The sequence below is a fragment of the Paenibacillus sp. OK076 genome (assembly GCF_900110055.1).
Classification (GTDB): Bacteria; Bacillota; Bacilli; order Paenibacillales; family Paenibacillaceae; genus Paenibacillus.
The window spans coordinates 44,153-67,783 of record NZ_FOCH01000005.1; the positions used below are offsets into that span (position 1 = coordinate 44,153).

Annotated in this window: 17 protein-coding genes and 2 tRNA genes; 4 read left to right on the plus strand and 15 right to left on the minus strand. The window is 46.4% G+C overall.

The window, feature by feature from the left end; all coding sequences use genetic code 11:
- Position 1: 1 nt before the first annotated feature.
- The 6 genes from lonB to BMY78_RS26975 all read right to left on the minus strand — a co-directional run bounded on the left by lonB (position 2) and on the right by BMY78_RS26975 (position 7,698).
- Complete coding sequence (gene lonB, locus BMY78_RS26950) at positions 2 to 1,756, minus strand: ATP-dependent protease LonB (RefSeq protein ID WP_090904392.1); 1,755 nt, start codon at positions 1,754 to 1,756, stop codon at positions 2 to 4.
- 168 nt (positions 1,757 to 1,924) lie between these two features.
- Positions 1,925 to 3,022, minus strand: coding sequence for a flavodoxin-dependent (E)-4-hydroxy-3-methylbut-2-enyl-diphosphate synthase (ispG, locus tag BMY78_RS26955; protein WP_090904393.1), 1,098 nt, complete (start codon positions 3,020 to 3,022; stop codon positions 1,925 to 1,927).
- Between the two features lie 123 nt (positions 3,023 to 3,145).
- On the minus strand, positions 3,146 to 4,399 hold the full coding sequence (gene clpX / locus BMY78_RS26960; RefSeq protein WP_063566713.1) for an ATP-dependent protease ATP-binding subunit ClpX: 1,254 nt from the start codon (positions 4,397 to 4,399) through the stop codon (positions 3,146 to 3,148).
- A gap of 12 nt (positions 4,400 to 4,411) precedes the next feature.
- Positions 4,412 to 5,002, minus strand: a complete 591-nt coding sequence (gene clpP / locus BMY78_RS26965) for an ATP-dependent Clp endopeptidase proteolytic subunit ClpP (protein WP_024633993.1) — start codon at positions 5,000 to 5,002, stop codon at positions 4,412 to 4,414.
- A gap of 377 nt (positions 5,003 to 5,379) precedes the next feature.
- Positions 5,380 to 6,720 (minus strand): trigger factor, encoded by a 1,341-nt coding sequence (tig, locus tag BMY78_RS26970; protein WP_090904394.1) that lies wholly within the window; start codon positions 6,718 to 6,720, stop codon positions 5,380 to 5,382.
- A 135-nt stretch (positions 6,721 to 6,855) separates the two neighbouring features.
- A complete protein-coding gene (locus BMY78_RS26975; RefSeq protein WP_090904570.1) occupies positions 6,856 to 7,698 on the minus strand; it encodes a hypothetical protein in 843 nt (280 codons plus the stop codon).
- Positions 7,699 to 8,023: 325 nt separating this feature from the next.
- On the opposite strand from BMY78_RS26975, the gene BMY78_RS26980 reads away from it, so the two are divergent.
- Both BMY78_RS26980 and BMY78_RS26990 read left to right on the plus strand, forming a co-directional pair.
- A tRNA-Arg gene (locus BMY78_RS26980) sits at positions 8,024 to 8,097 on the plus strand.
- A 556-nt stretch (positions 8,098 to 8,653) separates the two neighbouring features.
- A complete protein-coding gene (locus tag BMY78_RS26990) occupies positions 8,654 to 9,886 on the plus strand; it encodes a CynX/NimT family MFS transporter (RefSeq protein WP_090904396.1) in 1,233 nt (410 codons plus the stop codon).
- Positions 9,887 to 10,165: 279 nt separating this feature from the next.
- Here the strand turns inward: BMY78_RS26990 and BMY78_RS26995 are convergent, their stop codons facing one another.
- The 3 genes from BMY78_RS26995 to BMY78_RS27005 form a co-directional block, all read right to left on the minus strand.
- The gene (locus tag BMY78_RS26995; protein ID WP_090904397.1) at positions 10,166 to 14,155 is read right to left on the minus strand and encodes a S8 family serine peptidase; all 3,990 of its coding nucleotides are present in this window, start codon (positions 14,153 to 14,155) and stop codon (positions 10,166 to 10,168) included.
- 382 nt (positions 14,156 to 14,537) lie between these two features.
- The gene (locus BMY78_RS27000) at positions 14,538 to 15,332 is read right to left on the minus strand and encodes a methyltransferase domain-containing protein (protein ID WP_256222454.1); all 795 of its coding nucleotides are present in this window, start codon (positions 15,330 to 15,332) and stop codon (positions 14,538 to 14,540) included.
- A gap of 293 nt (positions 15,333 to 15,625) precedes the next feature.
- Positions 15,626 to 15,699 (minus strand) — tRNA-Arg (locus tag BMY78_RS27005).
- Positions 15,700 to 15,982: 283 nt separating this feature from the next.
- Here BMY78_RS27005 and BMY78_RS27010 point away from each other — a divergent pair.
- Positions 15,983 to 16,276: a magnetosome magnetite crystal formation protein family gene (locus BMY78_RS27010; RefSeq protein WP_053783120.1), complete on the plus strand. Its 294-nt coding sequence runs from the start codon at positions 15,983 to 15,985 to the stop codon at positions 16,274 to 16,276.
- A 78-nt stretch (positions 16,277 to 16,354) separates the two neighbouring features.
- Here BMY78_RS27010 and BMY78_RS33555 read toward each other — a convergent pair whose 3' ends face one another.
- From BMY78_RS33555 to BMY78_RS27020, 3 genes are all read right to left on the minus strand, one after another.
- The gene (locus tag BMY78_RS33555; RefSeq protein WP_256222456.1) at positions 16,355 to 16,483 is read right to left on the minus strand and encodes a hypothetical protein; all 129 of its coding nucleotides are present in this window, start codon (positions 16,481 to 16,483) and stop codon (positions 16,355 to 16,357) included.
- A 91-nt stretch (positions 16,484 to 16,574) separates the two neighbouring features.
- The gene (locus tag BMY78_RS27015; RefSeq protein ID WP_064635807.1) at positions 16,575 to 16,931 is read right to left on the minus strand and encodes a hypothetical protein; all 357 of its coding nucleotides are present in this window, start codon (positions 16,929 to 16,931) and stop codon (positions 16,575 to 16,577) included.
- Between the two features lie 25 nt (positions 16,932 to 16,956).
- The gene (locus BMY78_RS27020) at positions 16,957 to 17,256 is read right to left on the minus strand and encodes a hypothetical protein (protein WP_090904398.1); all 300 of its coding nucleotides are present in this window, start codon (positions 17,254 to 17,256) and stop codon (positions 16,957 to 16,959) included.
- 195 nt (positions 17,257 to 17,451) lie between these two features.
- On the opposite strand from BMY78_RS27020, the gene asnB reads away from it, so the two are divergent.
- Positions 17,452 to 19,296: an asparagine synthase (glutamine-hydrolyzing) gene (gene asnB / locus BMY78_RS27025; protein ID WP_090904399.1), complete on the plus strand. Its 1,845-nt coding sequence runs from the start codon at positions 17,452 to 17,454 to the stop codon at positions 19,294 to 19,296.
- A gap of 102 nt (positions 19,297 to 19,398) precedes the next feature.
- Here asnB and BMY78_RS27030 read toward each other — a convergent pair whose 3' ends face one another.
- From BMY78_RS27030 to BMY78_RS27040, 3 genes are all read right to left on the minus strand, one after another.
- Positions 19,399 to 21,096 carry a methyl-accepting chemotaxis protein gene (locus BMY78_RS27030; protein ID WP_090904400.1) on the minus strand — a complete coding sequence of 566 codons (1,698 nt, stop codon included), beginning with the start codon at positions 21,094 to 21,096 and terminating at the stop codon, positions 19,399 to 19,401.
- 256 nt (positions 21,097 to 21,352) lie between these two features.
- Positions 21,353 to 22,216 carry an STM4011 family radical SAM protein gene (locus tag BMY78_RS27035; RefSeq protein WP_090904401.1) on the minus strand — a complete coding sequence of 288 codons (864 nt, stop codon included), beginning with the start codon at positions 22,214 to 22,216 and terminating at the stop codon, positions 21,353 to 21,355.
- Positions 22,213 to 23,610: an STM4012 family radical SAM protein gene (locus BMY78_RS27040; RefSeq protein WP_090904402.1), complete on the minus strand. Its 1,398-nt coding sequence runs from the start codon at positions 23,608 to 23,610 to the stop codon at positions 22,213 to 22,215. Before BMY78_RS27040 ends, BMY78_RS27035 begins: the two co-directional genes overlap by 4 nt.
- Between the last annotated feature and the right edge of the window lie 21 nt (positions 23,611 to 23,631).

Consider the following 23,631-nt stretch of genomic DNA (forward strand, 5'->3'; position numbering starts at 1 on the left):
CTTAGCAGCTTCCCGAATCTGTAACCTGTCCTGGACGAGGCAAGTCAGCACGTAAATAGGATGCGGATGCCGGTGGGAAAATCTCCGGTGCAGGTGTCCCTGCCTCCTCCGCAAGGTTGATTTGTTTCGCTTGCTCCTCATTAGGCACCCAGTCAAATACTTCTCGGAATACATCTTCAACAGTATCGACCGGGATAACACGTAAGCCATCCAGATTTTCAAAGATGGACTGCCAGTTCTCTGCCGGAATAATGACTGTCTTAGCACCGGCCTGGAATGCAGCCTCTACTTTGGCGAGTACACCACCGATCGGTTTTACCCGGCCATGAATACTGATCTCGCCAGTCATCGCTGTCTCATGGTCAATCGGACGCCCCTGAATAGCTGATGTAATGGCTGTCGCCATAGCAATCCCGGCAGATGGACCATCAATTGGCGTTCCACCTGGGAAGTTGACGTGTAAATCATAGTCGTTAGGACGAATACCCATGGCCTTTAATACGGTTAACACATTTTCAACCGAGCCTTTAGCCATGCTTTTTCGCCGGAGTGTGCGTGAACCGCCTCCAATCTCTTCCTCATCCACAACTCCCGTGATGTTAATCCGTCCCTGATCTCGAAGAGCCGGAACAGCGGATACTTCGATCTCCAGAATGGTGCCCATGTTCGGTCCATATACGGCCAAGCCATTCACAAAACCGATCTGTGGTCGCAAAGGCACCTTGCGATCTGGCCGGGGCTGAATCTGGCTGCTGCCAGCGACCCATTCCACATCCGACGCCTGCAGCGTTTCACGTTTTTCAGTCAAAGCCAGCCCAGCAGCGAGCTGAATAATATTGACCGCTTCACGGCCATTGGTTGCATAGCGCTTAACCACATCAACTGCTTCTGGACATGGACTGAATCCGATTTTCTGAATGGCATCTTCCGCAATTTGCCCAATCTCTTCGGGCAGCAATGGACGGAAATAGACCTCCATGCACCGCGAGCGCAAGGCTGGAGGCAGTTCATGGGGCGAACGAGTTGTCGCTCCGACTAGACGAAAATCGGCTGGCAGACCATTTTGAAAAATATCGTGGATATAAGCAGGAGTATGCGTGTCTTCCGAGTTATAGTACGCACTTTCCAAAAAGACCTTGCGGTCCTCCAATACTTTCAGCAGTTTATTCATCTGAATAGAATGCAGTTCTCCGATCTCATCAATAAAAAGCATCCCCCCATGCGCTTTTGTAACCGCACCGGGTTTTGGCTGTGGAATGCCTGCTACGCCCATCGCTCCTGCTCCTTGATAGATCGGATCATGCACTGAACCAATCAAAGGGTCAGCAATACCCCGTTCATCAAAACGCGCCGTCGTGGCATCGAGTTCCGTGAATTTGGCATCGGCCTTGAAAGGAGAGGACGGATTCTTTTTGGCTTCTTCCAATACCACCCTTGCCGCAGCTGTTTTCCCGACCCCTGGTGGGCCATATATAATGACATGCTGTGGATTAGCACTGCATAGCGCGGCTTTAAGGGCGCGGAGTCCGTCTTTTTGCCCTACAATATCATTAATGGTTGCCGGACGTGTCTTCTCTGCCAGAGGCTTGGTGAGTGAAATGGAGCGCAGCTTGCGCAGCTTCTCCAGTTCCTTGCGGGATTCACGCTCCACCGCGCTGCGATTTGTTTTCTGGCCACGAAGCAAATTCCAGAAATACAAACCGATCACCACACCAAAAAATAACTGAATCATCATTATGACCATACCAAATTCCATGTCTCAACATCCTCCTGTTCTATCCCTATTCTCATATGAGATCATGCTAATACTTGGTAGTATAGCCTTTTCACCGAGACGTAAACGGGTAATCAGGAAATTGTATGTTTGAGAAAAAAAACAGCCCGTCATTGCTGACGGACTGTTGCAAAACGTTATATAAATCAATCAGTGCGAGCGGCCAGGAATAACTCCTGTCGTTTCATAGGACTCCACGATTTTGTCGATCTCTTTTTTCAATTCCTCAACCATGATCTCTTCCGGCACTTTACGGATCATTTTACCATGACGGAACAACAAGCCTTCTCCGCGTGCACCGGCAATACCGATATCCGCTTCCTTGGCTTCACCCGGGCCGTTAACGGCACAACCCAGCACGGATACTTTGATCGGCACCTTGAGCTTGGAGATATACTCTTCCACTTCATTTGCAATAGAGAACAGATCGATATCCAAACGTCCACAGGTAGGGCATGAAATCAGCGTAGCTGCATTGGAAATCAGACCAAAGGTTTTGAGCAAGTCACGCGCAACCTTGATCTCTTCAACCGGGTCCGCACTAAGCGATATCCGCATCGTTGAGCCAATACCCATGGATAACAAAGCACCCATACCGGCCGAGCTTTTGATTGTACCAGAGAACAACGTCCCCGCCTCAGTAATGCCCAGATGCAAAGGATATTTGATGATTTGAGCCGCTTTGGTATACGCTTCAATCGCCATCGGTACATCCGAAGCTTTGAGGGATACAATGATATCATGGAAGTCAAGCTCTTCCAGAATACCAATGTGATACAATGCACTTTCTACCATAGCATCAGCCGTTGGATACCCATATTTCTCAAGCAAATGGTTTTCAAGCGAACCCGCATTTACCCCGATGCGAATCGGAATACCTTTCTCTTTACAAGCCTTGACCACTTCTTCCACTTTGGATCGTTTACCGATATTGCCGGGATTAATCCGTACTTTATCGATGCCGTTCTCAATCGCAAGGAGCGCCAGTTTATAATTAAAATGGATATCCGCTACGAGCGGAATATGAATCCGTTTCTTGATTTCCTTGATGGCTGCGGCAGCTTCCTCATTGTTCACCGTTACACGCACTACTTGGCAGCCTGCTTCTTCCAAACGCAAAATCTCTGCCACGGTTGCCTCAACGTCTGCCGTTTTCGTTGTACACATGCTCTGGATGATGACCTCGTTGCTGCCACCAATCGTTAAGTTTCCCACTTTTACGGGTCGTGTATCTTGTCTTAAAAACATGAGTGATTTCTCTCCCCACAACGTCAAAGCTCCACCCTGACAGAGACATGAATTCGCCTTCTGCCAGGAGTGGAGAACTGACAAGTCTATATTTCAGTGTTGAAACGGAATATTACCCTTTAGTTAGGCACTTTCTTCCTGCTTGTCGTCCTTGGATTGGCTCAGTTCAGGCACGACTCTCTTCTCAACGACCTCTTCGGTAATGACACAGTTCGTAACATCATCACGGGAAGGTACTTCATACATAATCTCAAGCATAATGCCCTCGATAATTGCACGCAGTCCACGTGCACCCGTGTTACGTTTAATGGCTTCCTTCGCAATCGCAAGCAATGCTCCTGGTTCGAACACCAGATTTACATTATCCAGCTCAAGCAGTTTTTGGTATTGTTTCGTAAGCGCATTTTTTGGCTCGGAAAGAATCCGTACCAATGTGTCTTCGTCCAGCGGCTCCAAAGTGGAGATAACTGGCAAACGGCCTACAAATTCCGGAATCAGACCGAATTTCAGCAAGTCTTCCGGCAATACCATACCCAGATATTCACCTGGTTTAAGATCTTTTTGTTCCGCAACGGTGTTAAAGCCAATGACTTTTTTACCGATCCGGCGTTTGATCATTTGCTCCAGACCATCGAAGGCACCGCCGCAAATGAAGAGTATGTTCGTAGTATCGATCTGGATGAATTCCTGATGTGGATGCTTACGACCACCTTGTGGTGGTACAGAAGCAACAGTTCCTTCCAGAATTTTCAGGAGCGCCTGTTGAACACCTTCACCCGATACATCACGTGTAATGGATGGGTTCTCGGATTTACGCGCTACTTTATCAATTTCATCGATATAAATAATGCCGCGCTCTGCTTTTTCCACATCATAATCAGCAGCTTGAATCAGCTTGAGCAGAATGTTCTCTACATCTTCGCCGACATAACCTGCTTCCGTCAATGAAGTTGCATCAGCAATAGCAAAAGGAACATTAAGGATTTTGGCCATCGTTTGCGCAAGCAACGTTTTACCAGAACCCGTAGGCCCTAACAGCAAAATGTTACTTTTTTGCAATTCAACGTCCTCAATCTTGCTTTGCGTGTTGATCCGTTTATAGTGATTGTAAACCGCTACAGACAAAGACTTCTTAGCCTGATCCTGTCCAATAACGTACTGGTCAAGAATATCGCGGATTTCTTTCGGTTTTGGAATATCTTTGAGGTCCAGTTCTTCGTCATGACCGAGCTCTTCCTCTACGATTTCAGTGCACAGTTCGATACATTCATCACAAATGTAAACGCCCGGTCCAGCGACCAGCTTGCGCACCTGTTCCTGAGATTTACCGCAAAAAGAGCATTTCAATTGCCCTTTCTCATCGTTAAATTTAAACATGAAACCACCCCTTTAGGAATTGATCGGTCTGCTGAGCACCTGGTCAATAATGCCGTACGTTTTGGCTTCTTCAGCACTCATGAAAAAGTCACGGTCTGTGTCCCGCTCGATTTTCTCAAGGGGTTGACCTGTACGATCGACGTATATTTGATTCAGTTTCTGACGTGTTTTAATAATCCATTCTGCGTGAATTTTGATATCCGCAGCCTGTCCTTGAACGCCGCCAAGCGGCTGATGAATCATCACTTCGCTGTTTGTCAGCGCATATCGTTTGCCAGGAGCACCGGCTGTCAGCAATAACGAGCCCATGCTTGCTGCCATACCTACGCAAATGGTCGATACATCCGGCTTGATATATTGCATCGTATCGTATATACCCATCCCTGCGGTGACAGAACCACCAGGTGAATTAATGTACAAGCTGATATCCTTCTCAGGATCGTCGGCTGCCAAAAACAAAAGCTGAGCTATGACAAGATTGGCTACATCGTCATCAATCGCACTGGTTAGAAAAATAATGCGATCCTTCAGCAAACGCGAATATATATCGTAAGAACGCTCGCCTCGATTGGTTTGTTCTACAACCATTGGCACCAGACTCATGAGACCAACCTCTTTTCTACATGTAATTAGACATAGGCTACCTGTAAAGCAAACCCAAATTCATTCTAACACGTTCCTGTGACAATGTCATTTTTCACAAGTGGTGTCAAGACGGGGTGAGTTTACTTTTTAGCCTGATCATATTTAACCATGTTTTCTATGTATGTGCAAATCGGAGCAATCCTATGCCGTTTCACCTTTTTTTTATTTGCAGGAGAACCATAGCACGTTGGATATGCATAACCAATACCGCAGCAATCCCCATCCATATTATTACTGAATCCTCTATAAAATGGATGCCATAATTTAAAAATAAGGCACGCAATGATTCACGTGCCTTATCGTTTATTCAGCTGTTCATTACATAACAGCTTGTCTTATTTTTCGTCAGCTTCTGCAGCAACTTCTTCAGCTGGAGCTTCAACAGCTTCAACGACTTTGCTGTTCTCAACGAGAACATCGATCGTTTTACGCAGTTTCACTTCATCACGAAGGCTGTCCAGGGAACCATTACCCTCGAGAATGCCACGAATCTCTTCAGCAGGACGCTTGTAAGACTCAGCCATTTTTTCGAGTTCTTGGTTAACTTCTTCGTCAGACACTTCGATGTTCTCCGCTTTACCAACTGCTTCAAGAACCAAGTTGTTACGAACACGTTTGGAAGCATCTTCCTGCATTTGTCCTCTCAGGTCAGCTTGTGTTTGACCAGAGAAGCTCAGGAACATTTCCAGGTTCATACCTTGGTTGCGCAGACGGTTGTCGAAATCACGCATCATGTTTTGTACTTCGCTCTCAACCATTGCAGAAGGAATGTCCACTTCAGCATTTTCAGCCACTTTTTCTACAACAGCATTTTCTTGAGCTGCTTTGGCTTCGTCTGCTTTACGGGATTCCAATTGTTTTTTCAGATCAGCTTTGTACTCTTCAAGCGTATCGAATTCACTAACATCTTTAGCAAATTCATCATCCAGCTCAGGAAGCTGTTTACGTTTGATTTCATGTACTTTCACTTTGAATACCGCTTGTTTGCCAGCCAGTTCAGCTGCATGGTAGCTCTCTGGGAAAGTCACTTCAACGTCTTTGAAGTCGCCTGTGGATAGACCCACAACCTGCTCTTCAAATCCTGGGATGAACGTGTTGGAACCAAGTTCCAGGGAATAACGTTCAGCTTGTCCGCCTTCGAACGGTACACCATCAACGGAACCGTCAAAGTCGATTACAGCAACGTCGCCGTTTTGTGCAGCACCTTCGTCGATAACAACGAGTTCTGCGTGACGTTGTTGAAGACGCTCGAGCTCTTCAGTCACTTCAACATCAGTTACTTCATGTTTGGCTACAGCAACTTCAACGCCTTTGTAGTCACCCAGTGTAACTTCAGGTTTAACGGTTACTTTCGCTTTGAACTTGAAAACTTGTCCTTTAGCGAATTGTTCGATATCTACATCAGGACGATCAACCGGGAAGATGTCCGTTTGGTCGATTGCTTCTGTGTAAGCTTCAGGAAGCAAAATGTCGATTGCTTCTTGATACAAGCTTTCCACACCAAAACGAGCTTCGAAAATTGGACGTGGAACTTTACCTTTACGGAATCCAGGTACGTTTGCTTGTTTAACTACTTTATTAAAAGCTTTGTCGAGTGCTGCAGTTACACGATCTGCACCCACTTCAACCTCAAGAACCCCAAGGTTCTTCTCTATCTTTTCCCAAGTTGCTTTCATTGTATACTTTCCCCTCCAAAATTCACATGTTCACGTAGGCAATCACGTACAAAATAACCATTTTAGTATAAACAAGATTAGATTCTTTTTCAAGGGGAATCCCTTGATACGGTTTGAGGAAAACGTTTCCGGCTCCTATTGACCGTCCAAACCGGCAGAAACAAACTGCTTCATCGATCGATATGCTTGCTCCAGACGAAAGCGCATCGCCCCTGTCACAGCATACATTGAGCGAGTATCTTCCTCGTCATGCGAACCGCCCAGACTGTCTGCTACGGTCATATGTAGAGCGGCTGCCCAGATATCTGTCATGGAATCATTTTCTTCCAGCATGGACATGTAATCACGGGTTCCGTACACGGCCATGACATATTGAATCCACAGTTCTTGTGCAAAATAAAAGAGCGTAGGTTCATGAACCTCCGTCTGATCTGCCACTCTTTCAAGAATCTGAACGATCTGAATCGGGAAATCCTCAGGTCTAAGCGGAACGGTATCAATTTCCACTTCAACCGGCTCTTCCCCTCGAGTAAACGCAATATTGCCTTGGACACCTCGGCGACGTAATGTTTGAAGCACACGGAACTGAAGCAATGGATGCAGTGTCTTGTCTTTGAGCCAACCGGTAAGCGAATCATCAATTTCTGGTCGTTCGAGATACGCAAGCTGCTCCAGCGCCAGCATCGTTTGTTCAGATAAAGGTTCCTCCATCACGGTACGAAGCAGTTTATCCGCATAGCCGTCATCCTGCTCGAGCTTGGACCGGGCATGTTGGCGTGCCATGTCCTCTTCACTAATGTCCTCTTCCTCACGCTCTTCACGAATCTCGGGCAAATCTTCCCCATAATGAGGGAAAGCAGCTTCAAGCCATTCGAGCAAGGCTCGCCATTCGTCGTAATGTCTTTCTTCCTGCCCTTGGCATTGCAGCAAAAAGCGAAGCAGGTCCATCGCTTCACCATATCGTTCATTTTCTAGCATAACCGTCAATTGAATCTGGTAATAGTCCAGCGTCTTAGGAAACAGCACGATATTGTTACTGTGCTCGGTTTCCGGGGTCGTGGATTCCTTAATAGGAGCACCTCCTCTGTATCCTGAATCTCCAGTCGCAATCAACCATAAATAGATGTATATTAAACGAAAGTCGATCTATTTTTTGAGTTCTTCTGATATTCTAACATAACCTTAATTATAATGAAAAAAACGTTACCGCCGCCAAATATCATATACGAAAAATAGTTTAAAATAAAATGTTTGATATTCATCATTATTTATGATAAAATCAATTTTGCTTGAAAAATTTCATGTCTCAGTAGCTCAGCTGGATAGAGCAACGCCCTTCTAAGGCGTCGGTCGGGGGTTCGAATCCCTCCTGGGACGTATTAAAAAAAGCTTCCTTCGGGAAGCTTTTTTGCGTTCTAGGGATGAGAACCCCAATGGTTCGTCGGAGCATAAGCTTCGGGAGCACTACTTCGCAGTCTCGACGGCAAGGAGAGTATCCCTCCTGGGACGTATTAAAAAAAGCTTCCTTCGGGAAGCTTTTTTGTGTTCTAGGGATGAGAACCCCAATGGTTCGTCGGAGCATAAGCTTCGGAGGAAGCACTACTTCGCAGTCTCGACGGCAAGGAGAGTATCCCTCCTGGGACGTATTAAAAAAAGCTTCCTTCGGGAAGCTTTTTTTGCGTTCTGGGGATGAGAACCCCATTGGTTCGTCGGAGCATAAGCTTCGGGAGCACTACCTCGCAGTCTCGACGGCAAGGAGAGTATCCCTCCTGGGACGTAAGAAAAAAAGCTTCCTTCGGGAAGCTTTTTTTTGCGTTCTAGGGATGGTTGAATACGTTAATCGCCTGATGTTGACACGGGATGTTATGCTTGTTTATGTATAGGTATGTATCAATGCATACATATTAGACAAATAAACTATAGGAGATTTACCATGCCATCATCTTTACATCAAAACTCACCTGACCGCTCTGCAATCGATAATTCATCGTCAGCATCCATGAAACTTGGGCTTTTGCTGGCAGGCATTATCGTTATCGCAGCAACAATGCGTTCACCTATTACGGCAACAGGTCCAATTGTGGAACTGATCCGTACAGATACAGGAATAAGTCATACAATGGCAGGCTTGCTTACTTCTCTTCCTTTGCTTGCCTTCGCGGCAATTTCTCCGTTCGCTCCACAATTGGCGCGAAGATTCGGACTAGAAACCGCTCTGTTAACCGCCATAATTCTCGTGACCATAGGTGTATCCCTAAGGTTTATGCCCTCTGTTCCCGTTCTCTTTGCAGGAACAGCGATTCTTGGATGTGGCATTGCCCTAAGCAATGTATTGCTGCCAAGTCTAATTAAACGGGATTTCCCATTGCGAGTGGGACTTGTTACCGGTCTCTATTCCGTATCCATGAATATATGGGGCGCCATCGCTTCAGGAATCAGTGTTCCTGCTGCAGGTTTAACTTCCATGGGATGGCACGCTTCACTGGGCATGTGGGCTATACTGTCCATTCTAGCCCTGATTCTCTGGCTGCCTCACGTCCGTTCTGGACGTCGCGGCGAAGTTTATGTGGCTTCGAGAACAGAAGCGAAGCCGGTTCGTCTTATTTCCTCTTCCTTAGCCTGGCATGTTACGTTGTTCATGGGACTGCAATCTTTAATTTTTTACACGACAATTACCTGGCTGCCCGAGGTTCTATCTGATCAGGGTTTCAGTTCCTCTTCAGCGGGCTGGATGTTATCCCTGATGCAAATGGTTAGCGTTCCGGTAACGTTCATCGTTCCCATTCTCGCTGGACGAATGAAGGACCAACGTAAGCTGACAGCAATTACTGGCTCATGTCTGATTCTGGGATATGCATTCCTTTTAAGCGGCATTCCCTCTCTCGTAACCGTCGGTGTTGCTTTGGCCGGCGTTGGAGCCGGGGCTTCGTTCGGGCTTGTAACCATGTTTTTTGTACTGCGTACGTCCGATGCAAGACAGGCTGCTGGTCTCTCAGGTATGGCTCAATCCTTAGGATACATGCTGGCGGCGGTCGGACCTTTGCTGTTCGGCGTGCTTCATGATTGGACACAAGGATGGACCCTTCCCCTGCTGGTACAGGTTATCCTTGCGGTTGTTTTGCTGATCGCAGGTATCAAGGCCAGCAAGAATCGAGTGATCGGTTAGTTTCAATAAAAGGATAACTTCTGATCATATACGAGACTTTTAACTTACGCTCTCCTTATGGTGGTGACAGGCTAACAAAACCTGTCCTCCTCCTAAGGGGAGCGTTTTATTTATGACGCACTTTCATACGAACTATGTTCAATTACAAATTAACAGGACCACGAGCAGTCATCCATCACAAGACAGAAAAACAAAATAAAACGGCCTCCATCCCGTGAGTTCAGGATGAAGACCGCATATACGAAAAACAATTCCTTCAATAAATTAGTGCCGAAGAACTTACTTCACTTTTACCGTGATCTTGTCCGTGCTGGTGACACCAGCTGCGTTGAACAACTCAGCCCGGTACGTATACGTACCCGAAGCGCGCCCAGTCAGCGAAGTAACAGCACTTTGCGCATTAGGCGTAACCGCCTTGAGTGCTTGGGTGTCGATCAACTTATCATTTTCGTAGAGCCGGTATTCCGTGGCATTGGTTCCCCACCACAAGTTCATAGTAACCTTATAATTGCCGTCGCCATCCCAGTTATCTTGAGAGAGAACTGCTTTGCCTGGCGATGCGTTGGTAACCTTGACTGTCAGTGTCTGACTCCGCGTGGTCCCTTTGTCGTTCGTTAGCTCGGCTACGTACGTATAGGTGCCGTTGGCTTTGCCTGTGATCTTCGTTTGGGCAAACTGTGCCAGAGGCGCATTGTAGGTCAACTTCTGCGTATCGATCAAAACCCCGTCCTCATAAAGTTTGTAGCTGGTGGCGTTCTCGCCCCACCACAGGTTCATGGTAACGATATATGAGCCTTCGCTCAGGCCATTACCAACCCAATTATTATGAGACAACACAGGTGTTCCAGGCGCTTTGACAGCTGGAGTTTCCGGCTCAGTCTCCTTGGATTTCAAACTCAGGGCCGTAGTGGCTTTACCAGAAAGCCCTTGTTGGTCTTTTACCGTAAGTTCAACAGCATATTCACCTGCTTGGATGCCTTCTAAAGGAAGTGTGAAGCTACCATCAGGTTTTACTTCAAATACACCCTCCTTGTAAATCGAACCATCCTCTTTTTTCAGGACGTACGTTGCTTTCAAGGCAGCCGCTGGATCAAACTCAATGTTCCAGTTCTCTTTAAGTGAAGGAGCAACACGGAAGTACAAATCATCCACGCTGCCATCAATAACAACAGATTCATCTTGCATGAATTCCAACTTATCCGGTGCTGTTACAACCGGCGCTGCTTTTTTCACCAAGAATGGAGAAGTATCTTCGATATACGTTTTGCCATCCACACCGATTGTAGTGATGTCAACCGTATAAAGACCATCTGGAATTGTCGTTACCTCGTCGGTAGTGTAGTCAGCATACTGTCCATCCCAAGCCAGAGTATATCTTGTGTTGGCAGCGAAATTGTAGTAGTTCCCAAAAATAGATCCAATATATCCATCACCATAATAGCCCCCCTCAGGGTTAAGGCCATCAAAGATCTCAATAAGGGCAAAATTCATCGGATTGTAGAATTCCATAGCTACATTAAGTGTATCCAGGGTACCATCCGACTTCAATGGATAATGGAATGGGTTCTTCTCTGTACCTTTGACAGTCTCAATGTATTTAACGCCTGCAAGGGTAAGGTTGAAATGTGCGACATACGGAACCGTAAATGTGTCCGTTCCATTAGACAACTGAAGGTATCCTTGCGCTTCTGTTACCGCAGTAACACCTTTTGGAACTGTAATGGTAACCTGCAACTCTTCCTCACCATTCAGTGTAAAAGAGCTCTTGTCCACCGCAACGGATACACCAGGTACCGTACGTGTTGGATTCACGCTTACAGTGTAGTTTCCACCACTGCCATTCTGCGACTCCACTTTGATTGTTTTGCTGACTGTTTTTTCGTCCGTGCTCAGGAAGTTGCCGAAATTGACACTACCTGTAACATTAGGCTTCTCAACAGCCACACCATTCTCTGTGTACTTCGTTACGTCCAATACTTTAACAAATGCAGCAGGATCAATCGTTTTTACTGCTTGAATACGTCCTGCACCTTGATCAAACACATCATATTTTGTTGTGTCGAGCACTTTACTATTGTTCATGAGTGCAACTTTAATATCAAATGGTGTCCAGTCACTGTGCTTCTCAATCAACAGGGCAACCAGTCCGGCAACATGAGGTGTAGCCATACTTGTACCTGATTTACGATCATAAGCCTGTGAATAATCTGCTCCAGGCTCGTCCTTGCCATAGGCAGGAACTGTAGACAGAATGCTGGTCCCCGGTGCAACTACATCCGGTTTGATATCCAGAGTCACCTTGGCTGGTCCGCGGGAGCTGGATGCATTCATTTCATCGCCAGCCGTTTGACCTTTAATGAAGTCACTGAAGCTTACTTCAACACGTTGACCGGCATCCAGTTCAGCCTTGATACTTTCTCCATCTTCCTTCGACATGCTCAAGGTTGGAATAAGTTCAAAATTATCTCCCAAACTTACGCCGATCGGGCCTGGAATATTGTTATATACGATAATAGCAACTGCACCAGCAGCTTTGGCATTAGCTACTTTCTCCACAAATGCCAACTCACCGCGCTGCACAAAAGCCACTTTTCCTGTAAAATCCTTGCCTTCAAAGTCGGTCGGTTTACCCAACCCTGCAAATAAAAGATCATATTGATCCGTCAAAACCGATTCGGGATCAGCTGAAAGACTCCAGCCCATTACATCAAGTCGGTACACCGACTCAGTAACAGCCAATGGATTTTGCTCCGTTTCAGTTGGAGCAATCGCAGGCTCTTCTTTCACAGGTGCAACCTCTGGAGAGGTTTCGACTGGTGCCGAAGGCGATGCTGGCTGAACACTCTCTTCTGACTGGCTGGCTTCCACATCTAAATCTGTAGCATCGTCAGATGCTGATTCAGACAATGCAGCTTCGTTTGTTGATGAAGCTTCTTCGCTTGTCGCGTCTTCCGATGTGGTTGATGGTTCGCCTTGAGTCGGAACTTCAGACGTATCCGTACCCGGTGCTGTACCCAGTTCAGGAGACGGCTCAACCTCAGGGACAGGTTGTTCTTCAGGTAGCGTACCTTCACCTTCCTCACCAATCCAGAAATGAGTGTTGGCTGTTATACTCTGGCTAGGCCCTGTGGAGTTACCTACAGTGATGGCCATAGCAGATGCTCCTGGAGAACCTAATGTATAACGATTTGGACCATCATTTCCGCTTGCCACAACTGCAGTCACGCCAGACAGCATGGCATTATTAAGTGCAACTGAAGTGATATAACTTGGATCATTGGCAGCGTTACCCAACGAGAGATTGATCACGTCCATACCATCGGCAACGGAACGGTCAATTCCACCAAGCACCCATGAAGTTTGACCACTTCCGTAGGGCCCAAGCACACGATAGGCATAGATGTCAGCTTCGGGTGCAACGCCGACAATGCCGTAGTCCCCTGCTTCACGAGCAGCAATGGTACCGGCTACATGAGTACCGTGGGATGTGTAATAGGCGCTTCCATTGGCATTAAATTCAGGTGCGCCAGATACTTTCCATTCTTCACGTGTTGTCTCATAAGGATCATTGTCATTTGCAACGAAATCCCAACCACCTTTGTAGGCGTCTTGCAAATTAGGATGTTCATAATCGATTCCTGTATCAATAACACCAACTTTGACGCCTTTTCCTTTGTAACCCAGATTCCATACTTCAGGGGCGCCAATAAATGGTGCAGTATCTTTCATATAAGGGTTCACTTCATCTGTTTCCGGGGCTACGGTAATTTCAAGGTCAGGGTATACACTGACTACGCCCGGAATGCGAAGCAACTGTCCCAATTGGTTGCCCTTAAGTTCGATGGCTACACCATTCAGGGCATATGTGTAATTTTCCAATACTTCGTGTTTGATTTTATTCTGAGTGAGGCTATGTACAAATGACTGTTGTTGTTGCTCGACTTGAGTCACAGCCTTTGTTTCCATAGAGGAGGTAAAAGATTTTCCAGAGAGGGTAGATTCGCCTTGAGCAACTGCAACTGGTTTATTGGAGAGCTCAACAATTACTCTTGTTTTCTCTCCCCCAAGACCTTCCAGGCTCTTGTCCAAAAATGGATCTGCTGCAAGCTTTCCTTCCCGCTGGGCAAGAATCTCTCTCCATTGTGTGGCTTCGCCCTTGCTTAACGAGTTCTCAAGCTGAACACCTACAGGAGCGGCTCCGGCCGCTGGCATGATGATAGAAAAAGTCATAAGGATACTTAACAATATGGATATCAATCGTTTATTCAAGGCTATGCCCCTCCTTCTCAATATGAAAGTACCTCACCAATCGCTTGGGTCCTGCTATGACAAGTACTGCAATACCTGTGACAACTCACCGCCCTATCTGCAAGAAGATTGACCCTTGGTAAATTATTCTACTAAAATAGCACATTTCCCTTCTAAATAATTACAATTATGATATAAAAATTACTTATATGGTTCTTGAGTAAGAGAACCGTGTGAAATTGTATTTATTTGTCGATTGAATAATTCAATTTCTAAATACAACATAGGAAAAAAGACCAAGAACCTCTTCATTTCGAAAGAGATCCCCAGCCTATATGTGATCAATGGATTTCATGAAAAATATGCTATTGATTCATTTAACAAAGATACATCTCTTGATTATTTAACTTCCCGGCTTCACTGCTTCAATTCGAAGACGCTTATAATCGGCATAGATTGCATCTTCTTCCCAAAGTTTCGGCACAACGATTTGGCTAGTTTCACGACAGATTTCCTGAATTTGCTCCTGACTCAAACCATCAAAATAGTCCCCTCCGAAATGGGCCAACCAGCCCTCTATACCCTGTTCACCATCCGTCAGTCTGGTAGGACGGTCATAGTGGTAGGCCTGCCGCACCAAAAATCCACATTGTTCCAAAATGTTGCTATATTGTCCGATCGTCGGGAAATACCAAGGGTTGCGTTCCGATCCAGGAATGCCAGTGTGTCGTTCAAACACTTCTTCTAATGCATTTACAATGATCTGCACATTTCCTTTGCCACCGAACTCCGCCACAAAACGTCCCCCAGGCTTCAAAGACTTCCATATACTATCCACTACAAGTCGTGGACTTCGCATCCAGTGCAGAGCTGCATTGGAAAAGACGGCATCATAAAGCTTGTTCGTCGCAAACTGATGGCCGTCCCCCTCCATGAACAAAATATCGGGAAACTTCTCTCTTGCACGACGAATCATGTCCGGTGATGCATCCATGCCAACTACCTCAGCCTGTGATATAGAAATTTCGTACGTCAAATCCCCCGTCCCGCAGCCCAAGTCAAGGATGTATTCCCCTTTTTGAGGTTGAAGCCATGAGATTAAACTTTTACCGTAACCCGATACAAAAGCCAGTTTGTTGTCATACTCATCCGCTTGCCATTGATTAATCGATTGCATGGATACCACCATCGCTTTCATGATTGATATCTTCATTGTGTCATAAGATGGTTTATTAATTAAATATATAAATTCTATTCACTTGATAGTTTATACCTATAAACGCTCGTCTCTTTTCCATAAACACAAATCATTTAACTCAAAGGCCTCCCTCTACTGCCCCTCGGGGAGCTTTTTTTGATGCCTGGAGGAAATTCCACTCTCCTTGCCGTCGAGACTGCGAAGTATTCCTACCGAAGCCTATGCTCCGACGAACCTTTGAGGTTCTCTTCCCCTGTACGCAAAAAAGCTTCCCATAAGGAAGCTTTTTCTAACGTCCCAGGAGGGATTCGAACCCCCGACCGACGGCTTAGAAGGCCGTTGCTCTATCCTGCTGAGCTACTGAGACAAATATGTATAATAAAAATACCGCGCGATTCCTATTATACTCTCATTTCTATATTTTTCAATAGTTTTATAAAAAAATTAATAATTGCATCGTTCCTCATGACTTGAACGTATTATTTTCATACTCAGGACAGCTACAGAATATGAATGCTTTAAGCAGGCAATATTGAGAATATTAAGCTCAGGGCGTTTAGAACATGGGCAGATATATTCAGGATGAGACCTGCTGGGTAATCATTTGGATACATATATTCTACTGAACCAAATAAAGGAGAGAAACCGATATGAGACAACTTTTATCAGCATTATCCTATTTTAGTATTTTCTTTGCCCCGTTCCTGTTCCCCATCATTATTTGGATTGTGGCCAAGGACAACTATATTGAGGGACATGCGAAACGAGCCTTATTCTCGCATATATTCCCGTTTCTTGCGGCAATCCCGCTGCTGTATTTCTTCGTTACCGCACACAGTCTGGGTTCCGCTGTCGGATTTGTAATTTTGTTCTTTGTCATTTATGCATTAAGTTTTGTGTACAATATTGTCAAAGGTATTCAAGTACTGCGTGAATATGCCTGAGCACAAGCTTCACAATCACGTTCAATGAAACATTCAAAAACCCGCCTTTCGAAAGAAGGGCGGGTTTCTGCATTCCGGTTACTTGTTTCCCTTAAGCCACGGATTTTTCTGGGCAGGACGCTTGCTGTTAATGGCGAGCACTTCCTCGGCAAACTCGGTATGATGTGCATAAAGGTTCCCTTTGTTTTTCTTGAACTTGGAAGCCATTGCTATCACCTCCCCGGAACTTGCATATAGTATGGCTCCGGGTAATTCCGCTTATCCTTTGCCGCTATCGGCATTTGTTGGAACGCCTAGCTTAACCTTGACCCACCAAATAGCGTTGAAGCGTCGGCCCCAGTAATCCAAAAGCAAGTAACTCACTCTGAAACCGGGCTTTATCTTCTCCGGCTGTAATGCCTTCACTGTTCTCAAACGCCGTTTCCGTAGCATCTTCAAACGCTGTGTGCATATTGTTATTGTACCAATCCAGAACTGCATCTGAATGATTGCGTACAATTCGAACGACTTCAAGCGAATTCCCAGGCTGGGTAGCCGCAACGTATACAAGCAAAGACGGATCACCTGTATTTCCTGGCTGTACCTCAACTTCTGCACAAGACAATCCATCCACTTCGGTTAATCTGCGTATTTTGGCATCCTGAATGGCATACATTTTTTATCGCACTCCTTTGTCCATTTCATATACTTTGTTCGATCTGGTATCGGGTCTCTGGTGTTCCCAAGCGATAAATTTCCCGATACACCTGCTGTAATACAGCTTCATATGCGCGGTTTACAGACTCCTCCGGCGTATCCGGCCAAGGGAATACCATTCCTGGAAAGGCCTCTTCCTCTTTTTCCTGCATCAGATTAAGCAATCCCAGTAATTGTTCCGCCTCCTGAGGCGTTGCCTGGATCACCCATTCATACGACGTTACGTGCGGGTCAGGTATAACAGAGCGCCCCATGACAGATACATAATAGGTCATACTGTCCATTTGCAAGTTCTCTCCTTCACAGGCATGTTGAGGCCGTTGTCCCTAGATATAGTTTCCGAAGAGGACAGACATTTTATGCCTGCTTTCGGCATATATTTGTTACGACTTCTGACGAAAAAGACAACATTTGCTGGCTGTTAGCAACTCAAGCAGCCATACGGATGAATGACTCGACTAAGAAAGGATGAACAAACCATGTGCGGTATAACCGGCTTCATACAGTGGAATCGGGATTTGACCCAGGAATCAGAGCTGCTGGTCCAGATGACGGACAGCTTGTCGAACCGGGGGCCCGACGCTTCAGGTACATGGATCTCCAATCCTTGTGCGTTCGGACATCGGCGTCTCAGCGTTATGGACCCGGAGAATGGGGCACAGCCCATGCATGCGTTACAGGGAGACACCTCCTATACCGTCGTGTATAACGGAGAACTATACAATGCACCCGAGTTGAAAAAGGAATTGCTCCAACGCGGACACCATTTCCGCACACAATGTGATACGGAAGTGCTGCTCGCCTCTTATATTGAGTGGGGACCGGCCTGCGTTGACCGGTTTAACGGCATTTTTGCTTTTGCTATATGGGATGGCGGACGCGAACAGGTTTTTATCGCCCGTGATCGGCTGGGCGTCAAACCCCTCTTCTACAGTCATGCAAAGGATGCACTCGTATTTGGCTCAGAACCCAAAGCACTGCTCATCCATCCGGATGTTGAGGCTGCTGTAGGACCTGAAGGTTTGGCAGAAGTATTTATTGTCGGTCCTGCCCGGACACCTGGACACGGCGTATACTCCTCCCTTAATGAGCTCAAACCTGCGCATGCGCTTATCTACAACCGAAACGGCATTAAAACCTATGCTTACTGGAAGCTGGAAAGTCAGAATCACGAACATAATTTGGAAGAGACAGCTGCCGAAGTACGCAGACTGTTGCAGGATACATTAGAACGCCAATTGGCTTCGGACGTTCCGGTCTGCTCCCTTTTGTCGGGGGGATTGGATTCAAGTGCTCTATCTGCATTAGCTGTGGATTATTACAACCGTACAGGTCAAGGCCAGGTCAGCACATATTCTGTCGACTATGTGGATAATGCAAAGCATTTTCAGGCGCATTCCTTCCAGCCCGGTGCAGATGGACCCTGGATTCAGCGAATGGTGGATGAACTGAAGACAGATCATCACTGGATTGAGATTGAAAACGGAGAACTGGTTCATGCGTTGACTCAGGCGATGGTCGTAAGGGATTTACCGGGTATGGCGGACGTGGATTCCTCTCTTTATCTGTTCTGTAAAGAAATCAAAAAAGGAGCCACCGTTGCCATCTCAGGCGAAGCAGCAGATGAAGTATTTGGCGGTTATCCCTGGTTCCATCGGGAAGAGATGCTGAACTCCGGTACATTCCCATGGTCTGTAGCACCTGATATGCGAGCAGGATTGTTATCCCCGGACATTCGGGAATGGATCAGGCCACTCGACTATCTCGCAGATCGTTACTCGGATGCTGTAGCAGAAGTGCCTTTACTCGATGGGGAGACCGGTAAGGCTGCCCAGATGAGAGTTATGTCCTATCTGAACATCACCCGGTTCATGCCTACACTACTGGATCGGAAAGATCGGATGAGTATGGGAGCTGGGCTTGAGGTTCGGGTACCTTACTGTGATCACCGTTTGATTCAATATGTGTTTAACGTGCCTTGGGACATGAAAATGACAGGCGGACGGGAAAAAGGCATTCTGCGTAAAGCGCTGGAAGGTGTGCTGCCTGACGATGTGTTGTACCGGAAAAAGAGTCCGTATCCGAAAACACATAACCCGCAGTATCTCGCTTCCGTTAAACAGCAGGTGCTTGATATTCTGGATGACGCAAGTTCACCGATCTTGCCATTAATCGACAAAGCTCAAATTCGCAAATTGGCCTCCTCCCCGGATGCTTCATCGAACCTGCCCTGGTTTGGACAGTTAATGTCGGGTCCACAGCTATTTGCTTATCTGACACAGATTAACTCGTGGTTGCGTACGTACAAAGTGGCCATTCGATAAACAAAGCTATCTTTTCTTTCTTAAAAGGGGTGCCGGTGAGCAGCATATCAGCTGTTCATCAGGCACCCCCTTTGTCATACTCGATTTAATTATGTCTACACATCATCCCACTTTAAAATGACCCAGAGACTGCTGTAATTCTTCCGCCATGGACGAAAGTTCATTGGCAGCAGAAGATATCTCCTGCATAGCAGACAATTGCTCCTCAGACGTCGCGCTGACCTCTTCTGTGCCTGCTGCTGCATTCTGTGTAACATCCATGATTGTTTTCATGGATACGTTGATCTGTTCCACCCCGGCCGCCATCTGCTCAATAGAAGCGGATACTTCCTGGGTCTGTCCTGCTACCTTGCTGACAGCTGCACGAATTTCTTCAAAACTGTCTCCTGCTCTATGCACAAGGCTGATCCCTGCCTGAACCTCGGCAGTCACTTCTCCCATGGATTGGGCGGCATCACTCATGCCTTTATGAATAGAGGCTACCAATGTGCCTATTTGTTCTGCTGACCTTGCCGATTGCTCCGAGAGCTTCCGCACCTCGGTAGCAACCACCTCAAACCCGCGTCCATGTTCTCCAGCCCTTGCCGCTTCAATGGCTGCGTTAAGCGAAAGCAGATTCGTTTGCGCCGATATTTCGGAAATGGTTTCCACCATCGAACCAATAGATTGTGAGTGGTTACCCAGCTCTTCAATAACCGTTGCAAGACCCTGTACGGTCTGATGGATGGAATTCATTTGTTCCACAGCCGATTGCACCGAGTCATTGCCAGCTAAGGTTTTAGCCGATGCGTTCGTAGCTTCATCAGACATCGTTTGCGTATTCTCTGTAATTTGCTGAAAACCTGTGGATAGTTCATTAATCGTATGGAACCCATCGCTAACCATGCTCACTTGTGTATCCATACCGGTAGCAATCTCTTCCATTGTAATGGCCACTTGTTCTGTCGCCGCCACAGTCTGTTCCGTACTAGCCGTTAGCTCTTCAGATGAGGCGGCTACCCGATCCGCATTATTACCCACCTGATGAATCAACTCGCGTAAATGAACCGACATCGTATTAAAGGATTGGGCCAACTCGCCAATTTCATCCTTATTTCGTACAATGATCGCCTCGCCAGTCAAATCACCTTCAGCTATTTGTCTTGCTGCTCTGGCAACAGAAGCCACCGGTTTAGAGATCAATCTACCCATAAGTAAAGCAATGGCAGCTCCCACAATGATCGAAACAATACCGATGATTACAATTGATCGGATTACCTTTTGAATCAGCTGATTGGCATTCACGACCCCTGTGTCCAATAAATCTTGCTGAACCTGCTCCATCGATGCCATGGTTTCTTCAAATTCAGATACGATTGCAGGTCCTGTGTTGAGCAGCAACGTTGTAATTTCACTATTTCGATCCTGTTTCTTTAATGCAATAACATTCTGCCCAAAGGCTAAGTAATCTTTCACACGCTGGTCGGAACGGTCCAGAAGGTCAATCATGGTTTGTGTTTTAAGACCTGATCTTAATTCTTCACTTATTTTACGGTAATCTTCATAAGACGATTGAAACAGCTGCTCATTAGCATCACTGGCTTCGGTCACATAGTTTCGCAATGCAACCTGCTGAGATTTCACATCAATAATCATGTTTTTAATCGTAAGCAGTTTATACGTACGTTCCTTGATGAGATCTGTATATGTTTTCTCTACGGAGATAAATTGAGTATACGAGATGACGACAACTGCCACCAATAAAATCAATACAGCTACAAAACCTAACAGTAATTTGCGACTAATGGATACTCTCTTCATGTGAATTCCCCCATATGTTCAGATGTTTTGCAATTATGTAGTTTTACTCCCGTGCCCTCCATTCTTCTAAAATTAAACTAGGACTTTTGTCGTTTTTTCTCCCGAAATTATGATTCCCAATGCCCCCAAACGACAATTTCTCCTAAGCCTATTAACCTATATGCCAGTAGCATGAATCTCCTATTTTTAAATAAAAAAAAAGACCTTACACCAGCACATTTTCTGGTGTAAAGTCTGTCAGTTGGATGACCGACATCTATTGATTGATCAGTGCCGGATTACGTTCAAGCAATCCACGGCCAAAGATATCCCTGAACGGAGAATCCTCCATATGAATATAACCGATATAACAGCCGCACTTCTTCATGCCACAAGGCCGATCTGCGGCCAAAGCCTGCAAACCATCTCGGTAGAGATGCCCAATAATTCGACGATCCTTGTAACACCTTTTTACATGCCCTGACCCTTGAACATAAAATACCTCCGAACCAGCGGAACAACGCTTGCCCAGACTCTCATAATCCCGCAGGTTCCCTTCAAACAGCGGATCAACGGATCGTAAAAATTCGACCTCTTCCATACTGTAATATTGGGGTCGATCTTTAAATGCATTGATCCACATATACACGTCATCAGGTAAAGCCTGCCTCATCGATTCAATAGCAGGAAATGCACTGCGCAATCCAACCGTCCCCACACTGAAAGCAAGCCCCATCTCTCGTAAAGTCAAACATTGTTTGACGAAGGAAGACTCCTTCGTCTCGCGCGGGTGATAGGTCGCCCAGAATGCCGCTTTATCCCGATTTAATTCACGGGCCCAGTCCAGTTTGACAGACAGGTTGGTTTGAACTGCAATTTTGTCCACATGTGGCATATGAGATAGCTCAATCATCGCTTCACGATACCAGCGTCGTACCAGAGCTTCTCCATACGGGTTAAAGAAAATCGAAAATTGATGTCCAGCACTCTCCTGATCCCTCACCCAATTCACAAATTGACGCAGTTGCAGTTCATCCACTTCCAACGTCTCCTTGGAATCTACCGTTTTGCTAAACGGACAATATGGACAGTCGTAATTACAGGACGACAGCTTCCCCCGATAATACAAGGTTGCTCTCATGAGAACACAAACCCTTCCATTTGTTCACGAACCTCAGCGGAGATGAGCCAATCTCCAATAGCATCCGAGTAGCCCAATCCCTCTTCTGTCAGACGCAGCACCTGGTTTCCTTTATCGTCCTGCTTCAGCTCAGCCATGCCCTCAGACAACAGTTCACTCAACCAACCGTAGTCTGACAGGACTCCCGTTCCGAATCGCTCATCATAATCCGATAGCGCCAAGCCTTCCCGATGCAGCAGAGCTTTCAGAATAAAGCGGCGCTTCTGCTCCTCCCGGCTGAGTATAATGCCGTAATCGGCCACATCATAACGCTCGGTTGCCACATAATCGGCGATGATGCTTTGTGTAGCCTTATAACTAACACCATACTTGGAAGCATAGTGTACTTCACTGGTATAAGAGCGTGCACCGCATCCCAGACCAACCATGCCTTCTTCCTGACAGCTGTAGGGTAGAAGCTCTTTGCTTCCCGAAGAAGATTGTTCTTTGGCAAATCTGCGCATGGAATACTGGACATAACCCCGGCTTTTCAAAGTTTCACGCGCAGCCTTATACAGCTCCATCCGAATATCCGGTCCCTGACGCTGAATATCATCCGGTTTCACAATGGTATTCTCGCGGGTGTAGAGTGGGTAAATGAATATCTCACCCGGTTCATATGAAAGGACACGTTCCAGCGAATACAGCCATGATTCCACCGTTTGTCCCGGCAGACCATAGATCAGATCCAGATTCAACAAAGGGAATTCATACTGTGTAAGCTTCTCAAGCGCTCGTTCCACTTCCTGTGGTTTCTGCGGACGGTAGATGGCTGAGGCTTCGGCTTCGATAAAACTTTGGATGCCCATGCTTACCCGGTCCACGCTCCGCTCTTTCATGATGGCCAATTTGGCTTCTGTCACAGTATCCGGTGACGTTTCTACCGAGATCGAAGCTTGCGTCGGATCGAGCCCCATCACCTGTTCCGCGATATCGAACAAGCGGTTCAACTGAATTTCATTTAATAATGTGGGGGTCCCACCACCGATGGCAAACCTCGAATAGGGTCTGCGTGATGTGAGCGGTGCCCACTGCTTGGCTTGCCGTTCCAGCGCATCCACATAACGCACATGGGTGTCATCACGACGATCCGGCAACGTAAACAGGTTACAGAATCCGCAACGAGCGGCACAAAACGGAATGTGCATGTATAAAAAATACGTTTCTGTATCCTCACGTTCCCACAATGGACCGAGTGGTAAAGGTGGGTTCAACTCCCGATATGCGGTCTTGTGGGGATACGAATATAAATAAGAGCGATAGGGGGAAGTAAGCACTTCTCTGAGACCAGTAGTTGTATTGGGTCCGGACTCTGCGGAATGACCTACTGTCGTATGTTGAGATTGATCGTCCATCGGTTTCCTCCCTGTATCCGG